The sequence below is a fragment of the Marivirga sericea genome (genome assembly GCF_900177665.1).
In the GTDB taxonomy this organism is placed as follows: Bacteria; Bacteroidota; Bacteroidia; order Cytophagales; family Cyclobacteriaceae; genus Marivirga; species Marivirga sericea.
In genome coordinates this window covers 14693-39648 of sequence record NZ_FXAW01000006.1, presented here as the reverse complement: position 1 = coordinate 39648, position 24956 = coordinate 14693, and the positions used below count along the sequence as shown (strand labels likewise).

13 protein-coding genes are annotated in these 24956 nt (G+C 35.3%); 4 read left to right on the top strand and 9 right to left on the bottom strand.

All coding sequences use genetic code 11. The annotated features are described in order from the left end of the window. Positions 1-209: 209 nt before the first annotated feature. Entirely contained in the window at positions 210-10109 is a 9900-nt protein-coding gene (locus B9Y84_RS13890; protein ID WP_085517999.1) for a fibronectin type III domain-containing protein, read from the top strand. A 147-nt stretch (positions 10110-10256) separates the two neighbouring features. Here B9Y84_RS13890 and B9Y84_RS13885 read toward each other — a convergent pair whose 3' ends face one another. The 6 genes from B9Y84_RS13885 to B9Y84_RS13860 all read right to left on the bottom strand — a co-directional run bounded on the left by B9Y84_RS13885 (position 10257) and on the right by B9Y84_RS13860 (position 18087). Continuing rightward, positions 10257-10853 carry an HAD-IB family hydrolase gene (locus B9Y84_RS13885; protein WP_085517998.1) on the bottom strand — a complete coding sequence of 199 codons (597 nt, stop codon included), beginning with the start codon at positions 10851-10853 and terminating at the stop codon, positions 10257-10259. Continuing rightward, the gene (locus tag B9Y84_RS13880) at positions 10850-11578 is read right to left on the bottom strand and encodes an SDR family oxidoreductase (RefSeq protein WP_085517997.1); all 729 of its coding nucleotides are present in this window, start codon (positions 11576-11578) and stop codon (positions 10850-10852) included. Before B9Y84_RS13880 ends, B9Y84_RS13885 begins: the two co-directional genes overlap by 4 nt. Positions 11579-12036: 458 nt before the next feature. Continuing rightward, entirely contained in the window at positions 12037-14292 is a 2256-nt protein-coding gene (locus B9Y84_RS13875; protein WP_085517996.1) for a golvesin C-terminal-like domain-containing protein, read from the bottom strand. 402 nt (positions 14293-14694) lie between these two features. Continuing rightward, positions 14695-16032, bottom strand: a complete 1338-nt coding sequence (locus tag B9Y84_RS13870; protein ID WP_085517995.1) for an FAD-binding oxidoreductase — start codon at positions 16030-16032, stop codon at positions 14695-14697. Positions 16033-16212: 180 nt separating this feature from the next. Further along, the gene (locus tag B9Y84_RS13865) at positions 16213-17106 is read right to left on the bottom strand and encodes a UbiA prenyltransferase family protein (protein ID WP_085517994.1); all 894 of its coding nucleotides are present in this window, start codon (positions 17104-17106) and stop codon (positions 16213-16215) included. A gap of 60 nt (positions 17107-17166) precedes the next feature. Then, positions 17167-18087, bottom strand: coding sequence for a glycosyltransferase family 2 protein (locus B9Y84_RS13860; protein ID WP_085517993.1), 921 nt, complete (start codon positions 18085-18087; stop codon positions 17167-17169). A gap of 231 nt (positions 18088-18318) precedes the next feature. Here B9Y84_RS13860 and B9Y84_RS13855 point away from each other — a divergent pair, with 231 nt between their 5' ends. Continuing rightward, the gene (locus B9Y84_RS13855) at positions 18319-19932 is read left to right on the top strand and encodes a hypothetical protein (RefSeq protein ID WP_085517992.1); all 1614 of its coding nucleotides are present in this window, start codon (positions 18319-18321) and stop codon (positions 19930-19932) included. Between the two features lie 27 nt (positions 19933-19959). Here the strand turns inward: B9Y84_RS13855 and B9Y84_RS13850 are convergent, their stop codons facing one another. After that, positions 19960-20847, bottom strand: coding sequence for a glycosyltransferase family 2 protein (locus B9Y84_RS13850; RefSeq protein WP_085517991.1), 888 nt, complete (start codon positions 20845-20847; stop codon positions 19960-19962). Positions 20848-21044: 197 nt separating this feature from the next. Between B9Y84_RS13850 and B9Y84_RS13845 the strand changes: the two genes are divergently transcribed. Both B9Y84_RS13845 and B9Y84_RS13840 read left to right on the top strand, forming a co-directional pair. Then, positions 21045-21938 carry a polysaccharide pyruvyl transferase family protein gene (locus B9Y84_RS13845; protein WP_085517990.1) on the top strand — a complete coding sequence of 298 codons (894 nt, stop codon included), beginning with the start codon at positions 21045-21047 and terminating at the stop codon, positions 21936-21938. A gap of 47 nt (positions 21939-21985) precedes the next feature. Continuing rightward, on the top strand, positions 21986-22870 hold the full coding sequence (locus B9Y84_RS13840) for a hypothetical protein (RefSeq protein ID WP_085517989.1): 885 nt from the start codon (positions 21986-21988) through the stop codon (positions 22868-22870). Between the two features lie 20 nt (positions 22871-22890). On the opposite strand, the gene B9Y84_RS13835 is transcribed toward B9Y84_RS13840, so the two are convergent. Continuing rightward, positions 22891-23826, bottom strand: coding sequence for a sulfotransferase family protein (locus B9Y84_RS13835; RefSeq protein WP_176223804.1), 936 nt, complete (start codon positions 23824-23826; stop codon positions 22891-22893). A gap of 331 nt (positions 23827-24157) precedes the next feature. Continuing rightward, positions 24158-24910, bottom strand: a complete 753-nt coding sequence (locus B9Y84_RS13830; protein ID WP_085517987.1) for a class I SAM-dependent methyltransferase — start codon at positions 24908-24910, stop codon at positions 24158-24160. Between the last annotated feature and the right edge of the window lie 46 nt (positions 24911-24956).

Sequence of the window (24956 nt, the reverse complement as noted above, 5' to 3'; positions counted from 1 at the left end):
AGGGATAGTTAGCCACTATCATTTTCCTGGCATAGTATTCCAAATAGAACTTACATCATGAGTATTAAAAATCTTGCTGTTTTTTAAATTATTTCATCTTTGTAATTGTTATCTTCGTCTAAAAAAAGAATTATTTATGAATTTAATTGAATTTTACAAACAATTAGCTTTAATTTTGTAGAAAGTGTATTTTTTAATACCAATTAAAAATGAAAAAATATTACATCTTCTTGCTCTTTGCTGTTTTAATAGCGAGCCAAGGGTATTCTCAATTCGAAGAATATCCTAATGAAGTGCTTTTTAATTGGGCTCACCCTTACAAATCTTATACGTTTCAAGGCCAACATTTCAGAATTAAATACCCTAACAATTACGACTCACTCAACGGAACGAAGAAATATCCTGTCATTTTATTTTTTCACGGTTTTGGTGAGAGAGGCACCGACAATGAAAATCAGTTAAAACATGGTGGACAAAGAACACTAAATGCTATCAATAGTGGAGAATTCCCTGGTATGGCAGTATATCCTCAAACAACTGGTGTTAGTTGGGATGGCGGTAACTTAACATCTGTTGTTAATTTACTTGATGAATTAATCGCTAAAAATCATGCTGACCCAGACCGAATTTATGTACACGGACTTTCTTTAGGAGCCGAGGGCGTCTGGAGATTTGCCTTTCAATATCCGCAGTACGCAGCTGCTATTTTCCCTATGTCAGGAGTGGTCGGTGGTAATACTGCTGGAGTCACAAGATTTATCCCTACTTGGCTTTCGCAAGGAGGTAGAGATAGAAATCCTACACCTGTTACAGGTAATAGTAGGGTCACAAGTTGGAGAAATCAAGGCGCAAATATTCGGTATAGTTATATGCCTACAACTGGGCATGGTACATGGAATGCACAATATTCTAAATCAGAGTTTTTTCCTTGGTTTTTAGAAAAGCATAAAACAGACATTACGGTGCTTTATGGTCAGAGTTCCTTTTGTGAAGGGGACCCCATAAATATTACTTTAGGGGTCACAGCTGGTTTTGCTAATTACCAATGGGTAAAAAATGATACAACAAGTACCAATTTCATAGCCACAGGTTCAGGGTCGAACACTATTAATGTGACAAGCACGGGAAATTATTATGTTCGCTTCCAACGTGCAAATGGTGTTTGGACAAAATGGTCGAAACCAGTTGATGTTAATAGAGATTTGGAAGGTGCTGTTCAACCTAGTGTTAGTGTAGAGAATCAAAGTCTTAATCTACCTACTCTTGCTGGTCAGCAGACCGTAGAGATTTTAGGTCCGCAAGGACTAGATTTTTATAGATGGTTTAGAAATGATGTTATTATTTCTGGGGCCAATAGTTCTAGTTACACCACTTCTGCAGAGGGGGAGTATGCTGTAAGTGTTAGGACAGCTCAAGAATTAGGCTTCCAAGATGAAGCTGAAACCATTCCGTCCGAATTTCAGGCACCACCGCAGCCTTGCTTTAGTGAGCCTTCAGATCCATTAATAGTTACAACGGAAAATGGATTAAATGTGCCTGCAAAACCAACTAACTTCTCAGCAAACATATTAAATGACAATAGTATTGTTATTAACTGGGATGATAATTCATCTGATGAGTTAGCATTTGAGTTGTACCGAAGTGTACAAAGTGGAACAGGGTATGCGTTAATTCAGAGACTCCCCTCTACAAACGGAAGCAATCCGCAATCTTTTATTGATACTCCTTTAGATGCTAACACTACTTACTATTATCGAATGCGTGCAGTCAATAATTCAGGTGGTTCTGATTATACAGGGGAAGTGAGTGCTTCTACTTTGGTGGATAGCGATGCTCCTTCTGCACCCGTCTTAAATCTGATTGGATCAACCACGAATAGCGTTAGTATTGAATGGACTGCTTCTACAGATAATATTGGAGTAGTAAGCTATGATATATTTCGAAATAATGCTTTGGTAGCTTCTCTGTCCAGTGAGCAATTTCAATATACCAATACGGGCCTGGCAATCAATCAAACCTATAGCTATGTAGTGAAAGCCAAAGATGCGACAGGTAATATTTCATTGCCCAGCAATCAGGTAACGGCCAAAACCTCTGTGAGCCAAGGGTTAAATTATACCTATTATCACCATGGTAATTTTAGTAGTGTTGATCAGATAGAATCAAATGCGACTGTTATAAAAACAGGCATAGTGAATAATTTTGATATAAGTGTAAGAGAGCGTTCAGATCGGTTTGCATTTATTTTTGAAGGTCTTGTCGAAATTCCAACTGCAGGAGAGTACACATTCTTTACTAACTCAGATGATGGTTCAAAGTTATACATCAATAATCAGTTAATTGTTGATAACGATGGTACTCATGGTTGCCAGCAACGCAGTGGTACTGTGAATTTACCTGCAGGTTTAGCAGCGATCAGGGTGCCTATGTTTGAAAATGGAGGGGGCCAGTGTTTGGAAGTAAGATGGCAAGGGCCTGGAATAAGTAAGCAGTATATACCAGATAACAGACTATTCAATAACAGCTTTGAATTATCAGGTTTTCCAGCTCAGCCTTCAGGTCTTCAAGCAACAGTTATCTCCAATAAGCAAATTGATTTAAGTTGGGTGGATAACAGTAATAATGAGGATAATTTTGAAATCTATCGTTCTCTCAACCAAAATTTAGGGTATCAATTGGTGCATTTAGCTGCTGCAAATGCAGTAAGTTGGAGCGATACTAATTTATCGGGTGGTACAACTTACTATTATAAAATTAAAGCCATTAATTTAAACGGGAGCTCTGCTTTTACAACGCCAGTTCCTGCTACTACAGCGGCCAACCCTGCGGCACCGGCAGCGCCTGGTAATTTAAGTTTAGAAGTAGAAAACAGCAGTTCAGTGAGGTTAAATTGGTCAGATAATGCCACAACTGAAGTAGGATTTGAAATCTACCGATCTACCTCATCAGTCGAATCAACCTTTACATTGATACATACCACAGCATCTGATATAATGACCTATTTAGATGAACAAACAGAAGGGAACAGTACGTACTATTATAGAATTAGAGCCAAAGGAGATGGTAACTTTTCGGGTTTCACACCTACACTAAATATAACTACTGATAATAATCCGCCTGTAATTGAGTCAATCATTGACAGGTCAGTAAAATATGGCAACACGCTGGAATTGCCTATTATAGCCAATGATCCTGATGGTGACCCAATAACTTTTAGTTTTACCAATGGCTTGCCTACTTTTATGAGTTTCACGGATAACGGCTATGGTTCAGGTCAATTAACTATAGTGTCGGATTTAATAAATGCTGACGTATATACAGTTGAAGTGATTGCAGACGATGGCTCTGGAGGTACGGATTCGGAAAGTTTTTTAGTTACTATAAGCAATAATGAAAATCCAGTTGTAACGCCTATTAGTAATATTGTAATGAAGGAAGGGTTTACTAATTCTTTCGTGGTAATTGTAGGTGATGAAACACCTAGTTCCTTAGTGCTGTCTGCTTCAAATGAACCTGCTTTTGTTTCATTTGTTGATAATGGAAATGGAAGTGGCACGTTTACTATTTCTCCTGAAATAAATCAATCAGGTATCTTCAATAATATCAAATTATTAGCAGGCGATGGTAATGGAGGGTTTTCTGAGGTATCCTTTAATTTGGTTGTCGAATCTGTAAATAGAAATTATTCAGTTTTCGTGAATTATGGTAGCAACGCACCTTCACCATGGACTAATATACCCGCAGGTTTCGGTGCCAAACAAGAAATTCCTTTGCTCTCGAATGATGGTGTTACGAATGAAATAATACATTTCGTTGGTGGCGGTTGGTACCAAAACAATGAAACATCCACCTTGAGTTCTCAACTTTTTCCAGTAGAAGTAGTCCAGTCTTATTTAAGGAAGTTTAATGGTGGAGGTGCAAATTTTGAGCTTAGAAATTTAAATCCTGGTTTATCTTACGATTTATCGTTTTACGCAGGATCTAACATTTTGCAAGCTTCTAATTTTACTGCAATTAATATTAATGGTACGAGTAGGAATATTAATTTTTATAATAACACTTCAGATACGGTCACTTTTAAAAAAATAAAGCCTAATTCTCAAGGTGTGTTACAGGTGGCGGTAAGCGGGGGTACTACATTTATATTAAATGGAATGGTCGTTGATGTTTATTACGAAGATGGTTTGCCTCCTGCAGCTCCTTCCAACTTAGCGTTAACAGCAGTGTCCAATTCTGAAATTGAATTGACTTGGAATGATAACTCTAACAATGAACAAAGATTTGAAATCGATCGGTCTGAAGTTTCAGAAACTGGACCATTTGAAAATGTTGCCTCAGTAGCTGCTAATCAAGGAAGTTATACAGATGAAAATTTAAGCGGAAACACTACCTATTACTACAAAGTGAGAGCGGTAAATTCAACCGGCACTGCAGAGTCTTCAGTAGCTTTTATAACTACACAAAATAGTGCTCCTGCTTTAGCTACTATCCAAAATGTGACCATGTCTGTGGGTGAAACCCTATCAATCCCATTAACTGCTACAGATGCTGAAGGAGATGACATCATCTTAAATGGGGCGTCCTTACCTGGCTTCGTAGAATTAGTTGATAATGCAGATGGTACTGGGGTCTTAAATTTAAATCCAGCTGCAAATGATGCTGGTTTTTACGGTAATAATATTGTGGAAGCAACCGATATTTTTGGATTAAGTAGTGAAGTGTCTTTTAATATTCAGGTGGTCGATAATGATTTCGCTAATACTGTTTATTTGAACTTTGGGGATAATGCAAACGCTAGTTCCCCATGGAATAATATAGATGGAAGTTTTGCTCAAGGAACCACTTACAATTCTATAGAGGATTTTGATGGGGTAGCCAGCAACATAAGTCTGGAAATAGGAAGTGGATGGTCTATTGCTGCAGCAGATGGTATGTCAAGTGGTAGTAATAGCTTTATTTTTGAAGATGAAGTGTTTCAAAATTATTGGCGCAGTAACAATACTTCAGCCTCTTTAAAGCTGACGGGATTGGATAATGCAAAACTCTATACAATTGAGTTGTTATCATCAAGTAACGAATGGCTAAATACGGAAACAAATTTCACTGTTCAAAACAAAAATCGCGACAATATAAACGTTACAAAAAATGAAGATAACATATTGTCTTTTAGCGGAATTCAACCGAATCCAAGTGGAGAAATTGATATCGTTTTAGATCGGTTTGATGCGCTAACAGAGGCGATGTTTATCAATGCTTTGGTAGTAAGAGAAAATATTCCAGGAGAGGCTCCGCTTGAACCATCCGATTTTATGGTAAAGGGTATATCGAAGACAGAAATAGAGTTGAGATGGCAGGATAATTCAGTGAATGAAACTGGTTATGAAATTTATGTGACGGATGAAATTGGGAAAACGTTTACTTTATTAAATACTGTTTCATCCGATTCGGAGTATTATTTACATAATGGCCTGGTTCCAAATACCGCAATGATTTATAAGGTGAGAGCTATTTCAGCCAATAGCACTTCTGAATTCACAGCTGAGAAAGCCGCAGTTACTATTAATAATAAGATATTGATTAATATTAATACGGATATTTCCGACTATTTGCAGGCAGCTGCCCCATGGAATAATACCAACAGAGTACCAACAACAGGTCTTGTTTTCGATAATCTAATCGATATGGAGAGTAACGCTGTTGGAGTGGAATTATCCATAGAGGATATTGGTGATGGTAGTAACAATAAAAATGGATTCACTAGTGAAGGTCTGGTTTATCCAGCAGCAGTCATGCAGGCCTACTATTATTTTGAGCCGAATGCGGCTCCTGGTTTATTTCGTTTAAGTAATTTATCTGATGATATGGCCTATGATCTTACTTTTATGGGATCACATGGAGGTGCCTTGTTTGCCATTACAGATTATACCGTAGGAGAAAAAACAGTTACCGGATTTGGTAAAAGCAATAGATACCGGACATCTACTATTCATGATGTTTTTCCTGACGATAATAGCACAATTTTGTTTGAGGTAGATGCTTCCAATGAAAATGCGGCACAATATGGTCTTTTTAATTCCCTTGTAATAGAAGAGCATCTTTCGGCTGATGTAGCTTTAGATAGGATAGCACCTTCTGTTCCTCAAAACCTAGTAGCCAATAATATTACAGAGAACAGCTTAGATTTGTTATGGAATACGGCCACAGATAATGTCAGTTTAAGTGGATACGAAGTGTATCAAAATGGCGCATTGATCGCGACTACCAAAGAAGCTACTCTAAGTGTAACTGGTCTTGTTCCCGATTACGAATATCTCTATACCGTAAGGTCTGTAGATAGGAATGGTAATAAATCCGCATTCTCAAATGATTTAATTATCAATACAGCCCCAGCTGCAGGCGGTTTAATCACTTACTATTACGAACCATCAGGAGGTTTAAATGATGTGAACAGCTGGAATTCAGAGGAAAATGGTAGCGGTACAGCACCAACCGACTTCACCTCAGAAAATCATTTATTTATATTAAATAGCAATGCTACTTTAGGTAGTGATTGGACAATCTCAGGAGCTGGTTCAAGGTTACAAGTTTCAAATGATGTGATTTTAACCCTTGATGCCAATTTCACAGGTACTATATCTGCACTGTCAAATGCCAGCGTAGACATAAATGTAGATACCTCACCTGAATTTATAGAGATGCACCCATCCTCAACGGTAAGTTTTAATTCGGCAAATAGTGCTATACCAGCTGCTAAGTATGGTAATCTCAATTTAGGTAGTACTGGTTCCACAAAGCAATTTGAAGCCGGTAATGTCACCATTGAAGGTACCTTAAATGTATCTGATGGAGTAGCGATGAATGGCGTAGATCCAAACGGAACCACAATAGTGGCTAAGGGATCCGTTTCTTTTCATGGAATTGGAGCTAGTGCTCAAACAGGACAAATGTTAAGTCTTGTGATGGCAGGAACAGGTTCACAACAGATTGAAACGTTTAGTGAAAATATTAATTTGTATGCACTGCAAGTGAGAGATGGTGCCGATGTGGTCTTCAATACGGAAAGTCCTAATTTGCAAGTAAGTGTAGGAAACGCAGCAGGAGGAGGAATTATAATAGAAGATGGGGCGAGTTTGGATATTGGCGCGCACAATTTGGTGGTTAACGGTAGAGGAGTTATTAACCCCGAAAATCAAACTGGAAAAATCAAATCTAACAACGGTAATTTGGAAATTCATTCTACTTCTACCTTAACTTCGCACTTATACTTTGAGCCAGGAGGCGATACACTAAATTCATTGGTTGCAGACATGGTCAATCTCGGTAAAGTTGAAATCAATTCTCCACTTCATATCTCAGAAGAACTGGAGGTTATAGATGGTATTGTGGATGTAAGAGGTAATTTAACAATGGTCTCTACTGCTGCAGGAACGGCCTATATTAGTGAAATACAAAATAGAGGGGAGATTCAGGGTGCTATAAAGGCGCAGAGATATGTAGCTCCTCCAGCTAGCAAATTATATAGGTATTATGGAAGTATGGTGAAAAATGCCACCGTTGCTGATTGGCAAGAACATATTGCGATTACAGGTGCTTTTACTGGTAGTTCTACAGGTTCGGGCTTGGGAAGTAGCCCCTCTGTATTCTATTATGATGAAACTCAAACAGCAAAATGGATGGCTTATCCCACTGTGAGCAATCAAGAGGTTATGGAGCCAGGAAAAGGCTTTGCGGTTTACATGAGGGATCTTAATAATCCTCTTACATTAGAGCTTTCGGGAGAGGCAGTTCAGGGTGATTTTGATTTTTCATTAACACCTGGTACGGGTGATCCACTTGCTAATGGGGGCCTGGGAGACGGATGGAATTTAGTAGCCAATCCATATCAATCTCCTATTCAATGGGGAGCAACAGGTTGGACCAGTCAAGGCCTTGGACCAATAGTATCTGTGTGGGATGCAGATTATCCTGGTGGAGGAAAATTCTATTATGCAGGGGTAGGAGTAAATGAGTCTTTGTTTGATGGTGAGATAGCTATTGGTCAAGGATTTTGGGTACAAGCTATAGAAGCAAATCCACAATTACGTATCACAGAATCTGCAAAGGTGAAGCAGAATAACACTAGTTTTTACAGAAATAGTGCATCTCAATCCCCTGTTGTAGTAGTAAGCCTAACTAAAGATAATTTGGAAGATAAAGCCTTCATAAAATTTAGCGCTGAAGGCTCAGAAATGTATAATCCTTATGTTCATGGAAGGAAAAGAGCAAATGGTATATTTAATATTGCTTCTGCAACGAAAGATGGTGTGGATTTAGCTATTAATCAGTTGCCTGAAGTATTTTGTCAAGATAGTGTTTCACTAGTAACAAGCAATATGTCCACCGGAAACTACTCCTTAAGTTTTGAGCAGTTGGAGTCTTTTCAAGATGGAGAATTGTTTAGTTTAGTTGATCATTATAGCAATACTGAAATAAGAATTACCCCTGAAACTAATTATGATTTTGAAGTGGTCAATAGTACGGGTCCATCAGCGATAGATCGTTTTACAGTAGTCGTTAAGAAGCCGGAAATAGCACAGGATTTATACTTGACTCAATCGAGCTCTACTGTTTGTGAAGGTGAAAATCAAGTAGCTGTTACTTTAGAAGGTTCACAAAAAAATGTGATTTATAACCTGATGCTGAATGGAAGTTATCAGAATAATCAGGTAGTTGGTACTGGAAATGACATAAGCTTAACTATTAATGCTGAAGATCTTGATTTTGGAGAAAATATTATTGGTTTTGAAGCAGGATTTACGAATTGCAAAGTGGTGAAACTTGATAATTCAATAGTAATAGATAGGTTGAAGTTGCCTAATGTAAATGCAGTTTTACCAGTAACAATATGCAAAGGAAGCTCAACTGTAATCACCGTTGAACCTACTGAAGACGACCTAAGTTTTAGATGGTATGCAAACGAATCTGATAATCATCCTATTTTAGAGTCAGCTTCAAGCACTTTTGAAACGCCTCTTCTAGACAGCTCGACCACCTATTTTTATGCGGCAGTAAATTCAAATGGTTGTGAAAGTAAGGTCAGGGAAGCGGTTAAAGTTTTGGTGGATTCTCTAGATATGTCAATTGAATTGTTCAGTTCTGCCTCTGATGTTTGTGTGAATGATGAATACAGCATTGTGGGATTGTCAGGATCTCAGCTAGGTGTTACCTACAGTGTTTTGGTTAAGGGGGAGATATTGGCAGAAGAGTTAGGGACTGGAACCAACATAAGCTTTCAAGTAGCTAATAGTGAATTATCCAACGGAGAGAATGTGATAAGGGTAAAGGCTCAATCAACTATTTGTAGTAGTATGGAATTTGATGATTCCCTTGTAATTAATTTAAATTCTCCTCCGGTTCTTGAAACTGTAGAGCCTATGAATATTTGTGCTGGTGAACCAGCATGGATTGTTGTCGATAATAAGCAGGAAGACTTGATTTATAGATGGTACTTAAGTGAAACGGCTCAAAATCCAATCTATGAGTCAGATACTTCTGCCTATGAGACAGAAATCTTATATGATACGACCACTTATTTTTATAGTGCAGTGAATTCAAGCGGTTGTGAAAGTGTAGAACGGAAAGCAGTTATTGTAAATGTCGATGGGATAGATAAGCCATTCATCACATCAAAGGACGGATTGTTAGAATCAAGTAGTCAATCGGGAAATCAATGGTATTTTAATGAAGACCCTATTGAAGGGGAGACTGGCAGCACACTTTTAGCTTCAGCGATGGGTGCATACTCGGTTAGTGTTACGAATGGTTTTTGCGAAGTCTTCTCAGATGTATATGAATATCAAATCAGTAGCAATGCTGAACAAGAGTCCTTTAGCTTAATGATTTACCCTAATCCGGCTTCAACAGAAATAAATATTGCGCTTAGTCAATTATTGGATGAATCTGTAAATATCAAAATAGTTGATTTGACTGGTAGGGAAGTGCATAGCAGTACTTTGCAGGAAGGCAAAAGTGAATATTCCTTGAATATTGACGATTTAGCTTCCGGTACCTATACGATTCAAATTATTCATCACAAAAGAACGTTTGCGAAGAGGTTAATGGTGAAATGATAGTTTCTTAATTCCCAAGATTTTATCGGTGCTAGAATCAAGCTAGGTATCAATTAAAGCACAAGTATTTAACACAGTGTTTATCGCTTACTTAAGGGAAGAAGTTTTAGATAAATCGTGCTTAATAAGAGACAATTGTAAAAGAAGTTATTTTTTAAATATCCTGTAATTTGGAAAGGTAGCAATCTGTAGCATCTCCTTATCTCCTTCAGAATCACCATAAGCGTAAATAGATTGATAATCATCAAGATTCAGTAATTCCTTAATCCTACGGGTTTTTTCGGGTCCTTTGCAATTTAAAGTTGCCATTTTCCCTGTTAATTTACCGTCTTTTTTTTCCAGTTTTGTAGCTATTAGTTCTATATTATTTATTTCACACCAGGGCTGTAACCAGTCCTCCGCAGAAGCTGATACCACTATGACCCTATCGCCATTATTTTGATGCTCACGTAGTTTTTCCAATGCTTCCTTATATAGGAAGGTTGGCAAAATGTTCAAGGAGAAGGAAGTTGCTTTAATCTGAAATTGCTTTACTGAAGCGTTTTTGAATGAGCTGACCCATATTTTTTCTTTTATTTTCCCTTTTTCAGTAATGTTGAAGTACATTAAAAGGAACCAGTATGCGTGTGTTAGAAAAAGTGCATAAACTTTATTTTTTCCAGAATAGAATTTAAGAAACTCCCACATTGAGTCTTTCTTGGAGATAGTCCCATCAAAATCAAATAGTGCCAGATTACGCTTCAAAGCTTTAATTTTTTAAAAATAAATTCAGGGATATTTCTGATGACAAACATAATCAATCGCCAGATAGGTAGTATGTAAACGGTATTTTTTTGCTTCTTTAGTCCTTTTATTATTGCTTTAGCAACTTGCTCGGGACTAGCTGTTATTGGTTTTGGTAAATCGAGATCGGCTGTCATCTGAGTATCAACAAACCCAGGTTTTACTGTCATTACATGCACTCCTTTTTTGCATAATCTATTTCGCAATCCAGAAAGATAGGCGGTTAAACCAGCTTTTGTACTGCCATATAAATAATTGCTACCTCTGCCACGGTCTCCAGCAACTGATGAAACACAAACTATTGAGCCTGAACCTCTGGATTCCATATCTTGGCTAACAATATTGAGGATAGAGGCGACTCCTGTGTAATTGATTTCAATGATTTTTTTGGATTCTTCCCAAACAGTCTGTCCTATGGATTGATCACCTAAATAACCAATAAAACTAATGACCCATTCAGGTTTTAGAGTTAGTTGCTTGTAAAATTCTTCGTGAGACTCACAGTCTTGTGCATCAAAATCAATTAGAGTTGATTGTGCATCAAAGCGGATCAGCAAATCCTTTGAAAAAGGCTCTAGCCTATTAATATTTCTCCCTGCTAAAAAAAAGTGATGTTTGTCGTTGGCTAGTTCTGAAACCAGTGCTTTTGCCATGTCAGAAGTGGCTCCTAATATTAAGATATTCATTTTAAGCTGTGTTTGATTACATTTAAGGGAGTTACCATATCTGTGTTAACTGAAGACAATTAGTTTTGAAATAATCTTACATAAAGATATTTAAAACTACCTAAATAATTCTCAAATAAAAAGGTGAATTAGAAGACTTAAAATAGAAACGAACTGATTAGTTATTAAGGTTTTCATCGCAAAGTCACTGCAGTAATTCCATTCAAGGGGGAATAGCGATTTAGCTTTTCAAATTATTTGATTTGAGGTTATAGAAGCCCATTTATTTGCTTTTATTATAGGCTTAGGAAGGGTATCAAACATGAAGAATAAAAAGGAAGCATTGATGTGTTTTGGTTACCCTCTTTGTAAGGGTAGTGCATAGTTCAGATTTTTGTAAGAAGGAGGGGAACTTGCGTAAATGGAAGAATGGCCCATCATTTAATGGGTCATTCTTTTAGTATTATTATATGACAGGATTACAGCATTAGTAGTTGTAGTATCTTGATTGGATGGCCTGCCACTTCGATACTTAAGTACTTAGTACCACTATTGATAAGCGTTCTGTCTAAATGTATTTTAATATCTCCCAATTCTTCTACAATTTGTTCCCATTCTAAATGTCCGCTTTGATTTCTAATCTTTAAATGAAATCTAATTGGCTCTTCAAAGGGAGAATTTATAGTAAAAGTGTTATGGACAGGATTTGGAAAAACCGTCAATTCATCAAGAGAAGATATCTGTAGTTCTTCTGTATTTGTTGGTTGTGTGGATTTCGCTTCCATTGCAGCCGTGGAAGTTGGTACTAGCTTGATAGCATCAGCAACAACATAGCCGTCAGTATTATTATTTCTTATAATTACTTCTGCAACCTCTTCAAACTGATATATCCCTAATGAAACCCATTCCGCATTATTTAGTTGTTGATTTTTAATAATGGTATTAGATCCAGTTGATGAGACTATTTCAAAAGGTGTGTTTGTAGCTCTGTTGCTATAAGCATACCACCTCGCAAAGACCTCATAATTTCCCGGGCTAACAGCAGTACTAAAGCTAACACTCTTGCTGCCCTTTTGGGCATTACCATCGTGAAAATAATCCTCATGGTATTTATTGCTACCACCGAAAGAACTAGATGCCCAATTACCATTTGTATTTACTCCTTGGTCTTGATTATCCAGAATTAGCTCCGATTGTGGCTGGGGACTGAAGGTTTCAACTGATTCAAATTTCAGTGCATCTGCAACCACATATCCATCTGTATTCTCATTACTGATTTTAACGATGGCATTGGATGAGAAATCGTAGGTTCCAAGTGAGATCCACTGAGCATTGTTCCGTTTTTGGTTTTTATAAACAGTAGTAGTTCCACCGTCACTATTTATTTCAAAAGGTGTATTTGAGGCTCTGTTTTGGTAAGCATACCACCAAGCAAAAACCTCATATCTTCCCGATTCCAACTCCACGTCAAAGGTAATTTCCTTCTCTGCTTTCTGATTATTTCCATCATGGAGATAATTCGTTTCATATTTATTGCTACCGCCTGCGGTACTTACGATCCAATCTCCGGTTTTACTTACTGATGGATGTTCATTATCGATGATATGTACACTTTGAGGTTCGTTAGATACAAATTCATTAGTTTTAACGGATATAACATTTGAGTAAGGGGAGTAGACATTATTATTCTTAGCTCTTGTTCTATAGTAGTACTGAGTGTTTGGTGTTAAATTAGTATCTTTATATTGTATCACATTGCTTTCAGTACTTTGAATTACACTGAAATTAGTAGTTGAACTGATTGATCTTTCGATTAGGAAATTAGTTTCATTATTTGAATTATCATCCCAGTTTAGGCTTATTTGATTGTCGTTCTTAAAACCACTAGCTAAATTATCAGGTGCAGTTGGTATATCATCATGAGTTGTAGCAGGTCTTTTTTGCGAAAGAAACCATTCATATAAATTTGGTGAGTGTAGGGAGTTATCAGTTTTATAAGCTCTTTGCCATGCACCCGAATGCCCAACTCCTTCATAAACCGTAAATATAGGTGCAGGGTCTGCATTGCAGAGGTTCATGCCATTTATAGGACTCTTTCCTGCAAATAAGCTAATTGCTCCGTCATTTTCTCCATGAAATGCCCAGACAGCTAATTCATGGCCTGCTACTATACAAGCGTCTTGGTAATTTCCTCTGCCTGCGATAGGTGCAAGTGCTGCAAAGCGATTCGTAGTATTTTCTTCTGAATAGGCTACTTTCCAAGTGCCCTCGCCACCCATGCTTAATCCAGTCAGATACACCCTTTCAGGATCAATGCGGTAAGTCTCTAATGCATAATCTACAAACGGGATCATTTCATACCCTACCCAAGTCCATCTGGATGTTTGAGGGGATAAAACGATAAAGCATTCTTCAACACCGTTATTATCAAAGCACATTGTCTCACCATTTTTGATATGTTTTGGCGGGCCATGCTTTTTTACCGCTTCAAGCGAAGCTGCAGAACCATCTCCTCTCTCTCCGCTCCCATGCAAAAATATTATGGCTGGATAGAGATCTGCATTCGAGTCATAATTGCTTGGCAAATATTCTAAAAAGCCTATTCCATTGGAAGAGACTTTCGCTAATTGTTGCGCTTGAAGTTCAAAAGTAGAAATGAATAATAGTAAAAAGCTTGCTAGTACTATCTTTTTTATAGCAAGTAGGTTGTTGAACTGTGTTTTATGAGTACGCATGTTGATTGAATTTTTAATACACTTTTAAGTGTGATTTGATATAATTGAAGAGAAGTGAATGAAATGGGTTATGAGTTGAGAAAATTTAAGAATCCCATATTATTCGAACTTTTTTGCAGTCTCGTATTGGTTATTAGACTAAAGCGGAATACATTTAGTAATTATCACTTGAAGAATATTTACAGGGTAAAGATTTTAGAGTAGACAATGTATTCTAATAACAAATCTGTATTGGAATGTACAATCTTTGATTATAATACAGGACTCCTTTATTTTTTATATTGAATTGTGTCATTTCAGTTTTTAAAGTTTGCAATAGATTTAATGACGCAAACTTAAATGATTGGATTTTAGGTTAGAGGAGAAAAACCCTCTATTAACAACTTGTGTAAGTTATATCGATTAATAGACGATTCTTTTCGATAAATGAGAGTTGAATTTTTTATTGGGATTGAATTTCTCAATTGTTTGAATGAATCTGTTATAATTTGGGTAAGTCGCTTCAAAAGTTTCTTTTTGCATTCTAGCGTCTTTAGATAGGTAGATTCTACCACCATGTGCCTCCACAATTTTATCTAATTCATCTAAAAAGTCGAAAAGTCCTTTTTTGATAGGGAAATCCAATGCAAGGGTCAGTCCTTCCATAGGAAATGAGATTATGCTGTCTTGCGGACCAAACAGTTTCAAGACTGCTAAAAATGAGCCCCATCCTTTTTGACTTATTTTATCTAATATTTTTTTTAGTCCTGCCGCGTTGTCGGCTAAAGGAATTACAAACTGATATTGAATAAAACCTTTCTTTCCATACATTTTATTCCACTCCAAGAGCGAATCTAACGGATAGAAGAAGCTATCATAATCTATAATTTGGTTTCTTTTAGAGGGGTGAGTAGTGTAATAAAACTGATTAAAGACGCTTACCGAGAACCGATTAAGTGCGAAAGAGGGAAGATTGACAGGCACACTTATTTTTCTTTTACTTGGAATTGATAAAGGTTGATCATGCTTTTTCTTAGGCAGTTCCGCTATTTGACTGTGTTCGCCAGCATACATAATGCTTCTACCTTGATTTTTTCCCTTTGCTAGGCAATCTATCCAGGCCATTGTATAGGTAGAGTTTTTATACTCCGTGAATAGATCAATGACATGATCGAGATTTTTGGCTTGAACTTGTTGTTGAGTGATATAGGCGGACTCAATTTTTTTTAGTCGAAATCTTACGGACAGTATTAGGCCAGTTAGCCCCATTCCGCCCATTGTTGCGCTAAATAAATCACTGTAGGTTTCTGAACTGACTTCAAGTATTTCTCCACTTTCTATCATTATGGAAAAGCTTAAAACGTGTTTTGAAAAGCTACCTTCTTTATGATGGTTCTTACCATGAACATCTGAAGCAACTGCTCCACCTAGGGTAATGTATTTTGTACCTGGAGTTACTGGTAGAAACCATCCCTTTGGAACTAAAAAATCAACGAGGTTTTTAAATAGAATACCAGCTTCGCACTCTATAATACCATTTTGAGTATCAAAAAATAGGATGCAATTATGTTTGAGAGTTGAAATAACTTGTTTCGCTAATGATGCATCCCCATAGCACCTACCATTCCCGCGACCAATAATGGAGTGATCTGTGTTTTGAATGATTTTAATTGCATCAGCTTGGTAGTTTACTGAATATTCTTCTGCTTCTATTTTTGGAAAATTATTCCAGTTTGATATGCTTTTTTTATTTCTGGGCATTCAATAAAAACGATTTTTGACTACAAATATCCTTAGATAAATTTACTACTATAAGTGGATAATATTCATAGCTCTATCATTTATTTTTAATAAAAGTTGGTCTAATCTTTATAGTAGATTCACATGTTAAGTGGTTGTTTTAAAGGATGATTTTGAAATTAAAAGTATGTTATTATTGTATCAAAAATAAATAATAAATATGAAGCTAGCAGCCCAAAGAAAAACAGTGCCAATAATAAAAGGGTCTTTATAAAGAACTCTGGTAGGCGACCACCTTTTGTTTTCCACCAAAATGATTTGAAGATATCTTAAGATTCCTGCTATAACAAAAATACTTGTTAAATATACTTGGTCGCTGTGTTGACGACCCATCACATCTTCTGAAATGGAATACATGATATAGCATACAATCAGAATTCCGGCTAACATTGTAATTCCAGAGGTGGTATAAGGAATGTTGTATTTCCCTTCATTTTTCTTACCTACTATTCCAGTTTCTTTTTCTAGTAACAAATCATCTAATCTTTTAGCCATTGCTAAAAATAACGCCAGTAGAAATATCATCAAAACAAGCCATTTTGAAACGGGAACATCTGCAATTATCCCACCGCTTAAAGTTCTAAAGACGAAGCCACTTGATACAATAATGATATCAAGAATCGCTATTTTCTTTAATCCTAGTGAATAAAACAAATTCAAAAAAAGATATAGAATTACTATTGATGAAAATGCGCTACTTAGAAAATAGCATATTGATATAGATATAGAGAGTAATATACCCATCATAACGTATGCGAGAGTACTTGAGATTTTGCCAAATGCGATAGGTCTATATTTTTTAATAGGATGATTTCTGTCACTTTCTGCATCCTGAATATCATTAAAAATATAAATGGAACTAGCGGCAAAACTAAACGCCAAAAAACCCAGGAATAGATTCGCAAATAGTGAATAATTGTAAAGGATGCCTGCAAAGAAAGCAGGAAGGAAAAGGAATAAATTTTTGATCCATTGGTGGGGACGTATCAATTTAATCCAATACGGTACATGTATATTTTTAGCTTGACTGAACATTGCTTCGAATTAAATTTAAGATAATGATTCCTCCCATAAACAGAATAAGTAGATTAGATTTTATTTTTTGCGCCTCTTAAATTTATTTTTTAAAAGTTGAAAATTTTCATCAATTGAATGAGGAAGGTTTGCAGATTTATGAGTGTCATGATCTTTTTTCTTTTTAAAATAATCACCAAGTCTAAGCAGCTCTTTAAACACTCTGGTTATAAAAGCATTAGTGATGCTGCCATCTCTTAAAAGTGATCTATACCCTGTCCAAACCCTGGCCTCCGCCGATTTTACCTGCCTGATTTTACCATATTCCATCATGTCAAATGCAATCCTTCCATCATCCCCCCAGGTATTATGCTGTATATATCCAGCCTTTAATCCAGCTTCTCTCAGGTATCCCATGCTTATCCCATAGGCATTTAAGTAGGGTCTTTTCCAAGCACGGATTTCTGCCATCAAATCTTTCATTCTTTCATAAATAGACAGTTTCAAGCGTAACCATTTAGAATCTGCTAAAAAAGAGTAACGCCCATAAACACAGACTACTTGGTCTTTCTTTAACTGTTCTAACATTAAATCCAGCCATTTGGGCGGATATAAACAGTCGGCATCCGCTAATAATATATACTTTCCCTGTGCCTGTTCTTGTCCTAATTGTCGCGCTGGTCCACAACCTTGAATAGGCTGAAAGAAGTTGTTTACGTGGAGCTTTTTGATACTTTTGTCGGTCCTATCAGTAGAATTATTATTTACAACAATTATTTCAAAAGGTATGCTTGTTTCTAATTTTGAGAGAGAATCAATACAGCGAATTATATTAACCTCTTCATTCCAAGCTGAGATGATAACTGAGACCTCTGGTTTTTTAGAAATGATACCATCTAATCTATAGTTAATGTCATTGAAAATGTCCTCTTGCAGGGAGTCATAATTTTTTATCTGAAGTAATGTCTTATTAATCCATTCTGGATTTTTAAAATATTTCATAGTAAATAGAATGACGCTAGCTGATTACATTAAGATTATAGGCTATATATGTAAAGTTATATTAAATTCCTGTAAATAGATATTTTGTAAGAAAAATACGATAAGTCGCTACAATTTATTTCACACAATGTAGGTTAAACTCCCAACCAGTTAAAAGAATAATTAATATTAATAACCTAAGAAGATATTAAATATTTTTAATATTTTTGCAGCTCTTCAACTAGTAAATGTATGCGTTTCTCGTATGAGTTAAAAAATGATAGTCTTAAGTGGTTTGGTTTTGGGTTAATACTCCTTTTCTCTTTACTGCCTTTGTTACTTAAATTTCCTTTTAGAGTAAATATTTATGTGACTTGGGAAGGTGCTTATAGAATGTTTTTGGGTCAAATACCGTATAAAGATTTTGGAATGCCGTTAGGCTACGGGTTTTGGATCATCCCATTTATCTTTTTTAAAATATTTGGTCCGTACATGATTACATTGGTAAAGGCACAGGCTTTCATCAATTTGATTAGTTTATTTACTTTCAGAGGTATATTAAAACTTTTCAAGTTAGATGAGGCTACAGTATTTTTTTCAATTCTTGTTATGTGCCTTTCATTTACCCTTATTAATTTTTGGCCTTGGTATAATCATACCGTATTTTTCTTTGAGTTAATTGCGCTGTATTTTGTTCTACTTTATGTAAAAAGTAAGCCTAAATTTTACTACCTAATTATATGTTTCTTTTTTGTCTGGTTAGCTTTGTTGACGAAACAAGATGGTGGAGCCCTGACAGTTTTATTCGTTTTTAGTATTTTAATCATTGATTTTGTCTATTCTAGAAATTGGAAATCTCTTTTGATTGCAATTTCTTCTTTTATTTTTTTCTACTTAACATTGGTACTGCCATTTCTACAATACGATTTTGGCTATTGGTTTAATTATGGTCAATCCCCTCATTATTCAAGAGTAAGCAGTTATCACTTTATTAATGATATTTTTGCTCGATCGGAATGGCTCAAAGGTCATTTATTGGCAGTTGTCATCATCATTAGTTTAAGAATCAATAAGGAAGGGTTTAAAGCAAGCTTGAGAGATAAAAACTTTGTATTGTTTGCGCTCTTTACTATTGGCATTATTCTTCAAGCTACAATTATTCAGGTTACAAGTTTTAGTCCTCCAACGGTTAACTTGTATTTTCATAGTTTTGCAATTGCTTTTATTTTATATGCCCTGCAAAATGCAGTGAAATTCAAGAATTCCATTGTGTTTCTGGTTGTCCTCATATTCATATTTTTCTGGAAATCAGATAATTATTGGAAGTACTCCCAACCGATAATATCAAAAGTAGCACCCTCTTTATTAACACCTCCTCCTTCGGATGTGGTGGCAAAGGGTAATTGGGCAGCCAAAGCCGATACAGTAGTGAAAAATGAACCTGTAATTTGGATTGAATCAGACTTTAAGTCGCTCAATAGGATTAAAATCCCTAAAAATACTATGGAGGGGTTAATCCACATCAAGAATTTACCCGTAGTCAAGAAAGAGAACCTGAAAGTATTGAATATGTCTAATTTGACTTTTTTAGCTTACGAGCTGAATTATGAGCCACCACATGGACAAAAATTTCCTTTGTGGTTTCACAAGGGGGTGGCTGTTTTTGATAGGGAAATAGAGATGCTCTGTAATGCAATAAAGAATTCAGAGTTTGATATTATCCTATTTGAAGATATGCCCGATGTAAATAATTTTTTTCCTTATGAAGTGAGAGATTGTGCCTTAGATAATTATGAGATGAGCGCAAAGTTTTTATCTCCTACGGGTTATAAAACTGATTCTGTAGAAGTATACATCAGAAAATGAGTATTCTGCATTAGATCATAAAATCGTTCAAGGGTATGGGATAGGATCAGTAGAGAAATTCTTGAATAGTGTAAATTTTTCTGTCCCACTTGGATTTGCTATTAGTTTGCCATTGTTGATGTTCTCGTTAGATTTCTCTTGATTACCTTTTTCTAACACATAAAAGCTTGTGGAGTCATCCACACAGTTTTCTGCTTTTTCTTTTTCGGTATTACTTAGATATCTAAGAAAATTTTCAATCTCTATCTTCAAATATTTAAACCCAGATGCTTTTGCCCTATTCATCAAATCATGGTCTTCATGCCCTATGGGTAATAAATCTTCATCATAGCCACCTAATTTAAGAAAATTCTCTTTTGAAAGAGCCATTCTGCCTTCTGTTCCCCAAAATGGCTTTTTAGTAAAATGGAGAAATAGATCTTCTTCGTATTTATTAAACATATAGTTAATATAAAATGCAAAGTCTTTTCCAGTAAAATTATCGCCATCTAGGTTGCATACAATATCTCCCTCAGCTAATAAATGGGACAGATTTTTAGCTTTTGACGCGTGAAATGAGCTGGGATCATCTGTTTTATAATATTTTACTATTCCTGATTCTATATATTTCAGCATATGCTGTTTCATCCATTTATCTAGATGATCTTTGGAATTATAGTTAATGACTATAAATTCAAGATTTTTGTAGGTTCTATTATCTAGAATATTTTTTTCTAGAGTATTTTTTAAATGAAAAAGTCTATTCATGCAAGTTATGCAAAAAGACACCTTGTAAAACTTGAGTTCTTTACTGTATATCTCTTTAGGCAACTTTTCTATCTTGTAGCTTCTGATGAACTGATCTCTGAAACTACGGAGCATTTTCTCAAATCTTTGAGGAACTAGCCTTGAAATGATAAATTTTTTAGTGTTCATATTATTGAGCTGTGGTATGTGATTTCTTTAAAATCTCATTACTATGTAGGACGCTTTTTCAGCAGTATGAACTACATGTAAATAAATATAAAATACTAATAATTAAATGGACAAAATTAATCTTATAAATAGAAATGTTATTAAGTATTTAATTATTTTTGAATTATGTTTATTGAGTCGCATAATGTTAATTATTAATGATATTAAATTACTTTCAGTCAAATAATTTTGGCGATGCGCTAAACCCTTACATTTTCAACCATTTTTTACCTGATTTTTTTGATTCTGATCCAGAAACATCATTCGTGGGAATCGGCTCTATTTTAGGGTTAAAAAATGTAAGAGAAGCGAAGAAGAAAATTGTATTTAGTAGTGGATTCGCCTATGGCGCTATACCAAAAATAGATGATTCATTTGATATTTTTTGCGTCAGGGGCCCTTTGACTTGTGAAGCATTAAAAATCGACAAGAAGTTGGCGATAAGTGATGGTGCAATTCTGATTCAGTACATGGACCAAAAAGTGCTTGATAAGAAATATAAATACGCATATATGCCTCATTGGGAAAGTATGCAAAAGTACGATTGGAAAGTTATTTGTGAAATGTCTGATGTCCATCTGATTGATCCTACTTCTGATAGCCAAAGTATTATCACACAATTAAAACAGACAGAAGTATTGATTGCAGAGGCAATGCATGGAGCTGTTGTTGCTGATGCTTTAAGAGTTCCTTGGATACCTGCAAAAGCCTATGGCGGGATTAATGATTTCAAATGGAAGGACTGGACGTCTACTTTTAATTTAGGATATGACCCTTTTAAAATAAGGTCACTTTATGATGATACTAGTTTTACACGAAATGTGATAAGAGAAAAGACTGGCTATCCATTACCATTGTCATCTCTGAGTCCGATAATTGGAATCTTTAAAAAATATCAGGATAGAAGTATTATTCCGAAAGTAGTAGATGAGTTTCAAATGATTAAATCTTTGGATCCTTATTTAAGTCAAGAGTCTATTCTTAGATCAAAAGGGGAGCAATTATTAGATAAGCTTGATGATGTAAAAAAGAAATACTCAGTAAAAAATTAACTTAAGCGTTTATTGAGATCTTGATTTGACTAAAACATTAGATTAGTATGGTACAAATAAGAGCATTTATTATATTTCTAAGTTTACTATCATCTTCGTTACTTTTTTCTCAGAAGCTTAAGCAGCTATCTGATTTACCTGAGATACTAAAGGGATCCTCAGGTCTCGAACTTACAGATGCAGGGAGTATTTGGACTATTAATGATCATGGAAAACCGGTCTTGTACCAGCTTAGTAGAGATTCCTTTGATATCATTAATACGGTCTATTTGAACAATAACATGAAGGACTGGGAAGATCTAGCTTCTGATACTTTAGGCAACTTCTATATAGGTGATTTTGGGAATAATAAAAACGATAGAAGAGATTTGAAAATTTATATAGTACCTAATCCGGACAGTATTACTAAAAAGATATTTACAGCTAAAATTATAAGATTTAAATTATCTGACCAAAAGGCTTTTCCTCCTGGGAGTGGCATGTTAGAATTTGATATTGAAGCAATGATTCATTTTAATAATAGTATTTACTTGTTTTCCAAGAGCAGAGGTAAGCCTTTCAAAGGAGAAATTAAATTATATAAATTAAGTGACCAACCGGGTGAACATATTGCACAATTAATGGATACATTTTATACCGGAGACGGAAGTATGTTCGAAAACTGGATTACCGGGGCGGCTTTGATAGAGAAGCGTAATGTTTTGGCTCTTCTTTCGCATAACAATATTTTTTTCTTTAGCTGCTTTGAAGACGATGATTTTTTCAGCGGTAAATTTCAGGCGTATCCATTAAGTCACTTTAGTCAAAAAGAGGCGATTGATTTCGATGAAATTGAAATGCGTCTTTTGATTACTGATGAGCTGACGAGCGGAATTTTAGGAGGAAAAATATACAGCCTAGAACTACCTGAAACAATAGAGTTTTGTGATTAGCACTACTTGCATGAAACCTATTAACTGGAATGCCAGTGGCTTAAGTCCCTATCAATTAATTTTTGCAATTCTTTAATATCTTCAAGATATATTTCATTTGTTATTTGCTGTTTTAGTTCGGTCTTTAATTTTGGTTTATGTAAATTCTTGCTTCTTAGAGATTGAATTTTCTTTTGGACTTGGATATTTCCTTTTAAAGAAGATATAATTTTCTTCGGAAGAATAAACTTCATTGTTCTGTTGATAATTCCTTTTCCGCCAAAGATGGCATCGACTTTTTTGTTTTTTATGAATCCCGATTGATTATATTCTACTGATAGATTTGGTTCAAAACCTGAATCAATATTGAGGAATTGGAACACTTCTTTAAATAATTTTTCAGGGTGATTTTTCAAATCTTCAAAAAGAAATACTTTTATCTGACTGTGATCAAATAATTCGTAATACTTTTTTAGATATTGACCATAAAAACCTTCTTTGACAAGATCGTTTCTCCACCACCAAATACTTTCCTTATCCAAACAATCTAAAAAATTGTCAGTAGGGAGTTCATTTTCTCTTGCTAAGTGCAAAAATCTACTGTACAGTCTTTCAGCTGGCTGTCTTAGTATAGCAATTAATTTCATCTCAGGATTATAATGTTGAATCCGTTCGGCCGCAGTGTTATGATACATATACGTATTGGAAGTTTCACCTTTTAATTGTTGTTGACCTGCGGAAGAAAACAAATTTAAATAATCCTCTAAGTTTGTCACGGAGTCTGTGTAATGGTTAATTTCTGACTTCACTGAGAAATCAGATAGCTGATTCAATTCATAGCCGTAAAAGTTAGGTTCTTTTCGTTCACTTATAAATATTTCAGGGTGCTGCTTTAAGTAATTATCAAGAGAAGTGGTGCCTGATTTCCCTGCTCCTATGATTAAAAAGTCAGGTATCTGAGTGAATTTCTTTTTCATTAATCTGTTTTGAGTGTTCATAAAATTAATTAAAGAAGTTAGTATAAAAATGTTAGTCAGATTATTTATTCTTGGTTACAGAAATCTTTTACTGAAAAATAGTTTTACTCTGTAAGCTCATAATTATTTTGTAGAAATAAACTATGAGCTACAATTTGTCAAAAAGTGTTTAGAACAACTTAGAATTGGACAAAGGACATTTCCTGATGAAAAAAATAGAAGGAGCATTTTAGGGAAGTTGAGAAATATCCGTAGCTAATTCAATGGCGAATATTTAATTTTAGTGATTAAATAAAAATTATTCAACCTATCTAATAAAACGCTCCCCCAATTATGATTTGATAGCAAAAGCTAATGAAGTTTCTTTAACGTAAGTTATAGAGGTATTAAGTTTTGCATCTTTAATGGCTTTTCTTACTGATTTCCAAGTATAATCATGCCACACAATCATTCCACCTTTGGATAAGCAGGACCAAGCCGTTAGGGTGTCTTTCTTGGCCATATCATATGCATGGCAGCCGTCTACAAAGAAAAAATCTATCTCCCCTTTAAAAGCTGAGAAATTCATTTTAGAAGAGTCATCATAAAGTTGACTTATCTTATTTTTACCTTTGTATAGTGAAATGAGTATTCCGACAGACCTATCAATATCAGCTTTGTCCATTTGATGAAAACCTGAGCTGGTGCTTTTTTTGTAATACTTTTCTGCAATGTTCTTAGCACTCAATTCCGGCGGTAAATCTAGTGTATATATCTCCGCGTTTTCAGGTGCATTCTCTGCCATAGCTAAACAAGTAAAACCTCTAAATGTACCTATTTCAAATACTTTCTTTGGCTTTTGTTTTTTAATAAGTGCTCCTAAAACAACTCTTTCTAAAACAGATGCTGCAGCACGCTCTAGGTCATCATTTACTTTTCCTTTTAGCTGGGTTGGAAGCATATTAACGATAATGTGGTCTGCTTTAGAACTGTTTTCGTCTGAATAAAGTAGTTGACTTACGGTTTTATAATTATCAGCAAGGATTTTGTCATTTTTTAGAAGTATTTTTATTTCTCTTAAGATTGGTTTGATTGTCAGGCTCATTTTCAGAAAGTTTAGTTTTAAAAGTGTTTTAGGTTTCAATAGTCAG

Bases quoted from the DNA above. Each gene is read 5' to 3' on its own strand.
- B9Y84_RS13890 (WP_085517999.1), top strand. From the start codon at position 210: ATGAAAAAATATTACATCTTCTTGCTCTTTGCTGTTTTAATAGCGAGC.
- B9Y84_RS13880 (WP_085517997.1), bottom strand. From the start codon at position 11,578: ATGAATATCTTAATATTAGGAGCCACTTCTGACATGGCAAAAGCACTG.
- B9Y84_RS13875 (WP_085517996.1), bottom strand. From the start codon at position 14,292: ATGCGTACTCATAAAACACAGTTCAACAACCTACTTGCTATAAAAAAG.
- B9Y84_RS13870 (WP_085517995.1), bottom strand. From the start codon at position 16,032: ATGCCCAGAAATAAAAAAAGCATATCAAACTGGAATAATTTTCCAAAA.
- B9Y84_RS13865 (WP_085517994.1), bottom strand. From the start codon at position 17,106: ATGTTCAGTCAAGCTAAAAATATACATGTACCGTATTGGATTAAATTG.
- B9Y84_RS13860 (WP_085517993.1), bottom strand. From the start codon at position 18,087: ATGAAATATTTTAAAAATCCAGAATGGATTAATAAGACATTACTTCAG.
- B9Y84_RS13855 (WP_085517992.1), top strand. From the start codon at position 18,319: ATGCGTTTCTCGTATGAGTTAAAAAATGATAGTCTTAAGTGGTTTGGT.
- B9Y84_RS13850 (WP_085517991.1), bottom strand. From the start codon at position 20,847: ATGAACACTAAAAAATTTATCATTTCAAGGCTAGTTCCTCAAAGATTT.
- B9Y84_RS13845 (WP_085517990.1), top strand. From the start codon at position 21,045: ATGATATTAAATTACTTTCAGTCAAATAATTTTGGCGATGCGCTAAAC.
- B9Y84_RS13840 (WP_085517989.1), top strand. From the start codon at position 21,986: ATGGTACAAATAAGAGCATTTATTATATTTCTAAGTTTACTATCATCT.
- B9Y84_RS13835 (WP_176223804.1), bottom strand. From the start codon at position 23,826: ATGAAAAAGAAATTCACTCAGATACCTGACTTTTTAATCATAGGAGCA.
- B9Y84_RS13830 (WP_085517987.1), bottom strand. From the start codon at position 24,910: ATGAGCCTGACAATCAAACCAATCTTAAGAGAAATAAAAATACTTCTA.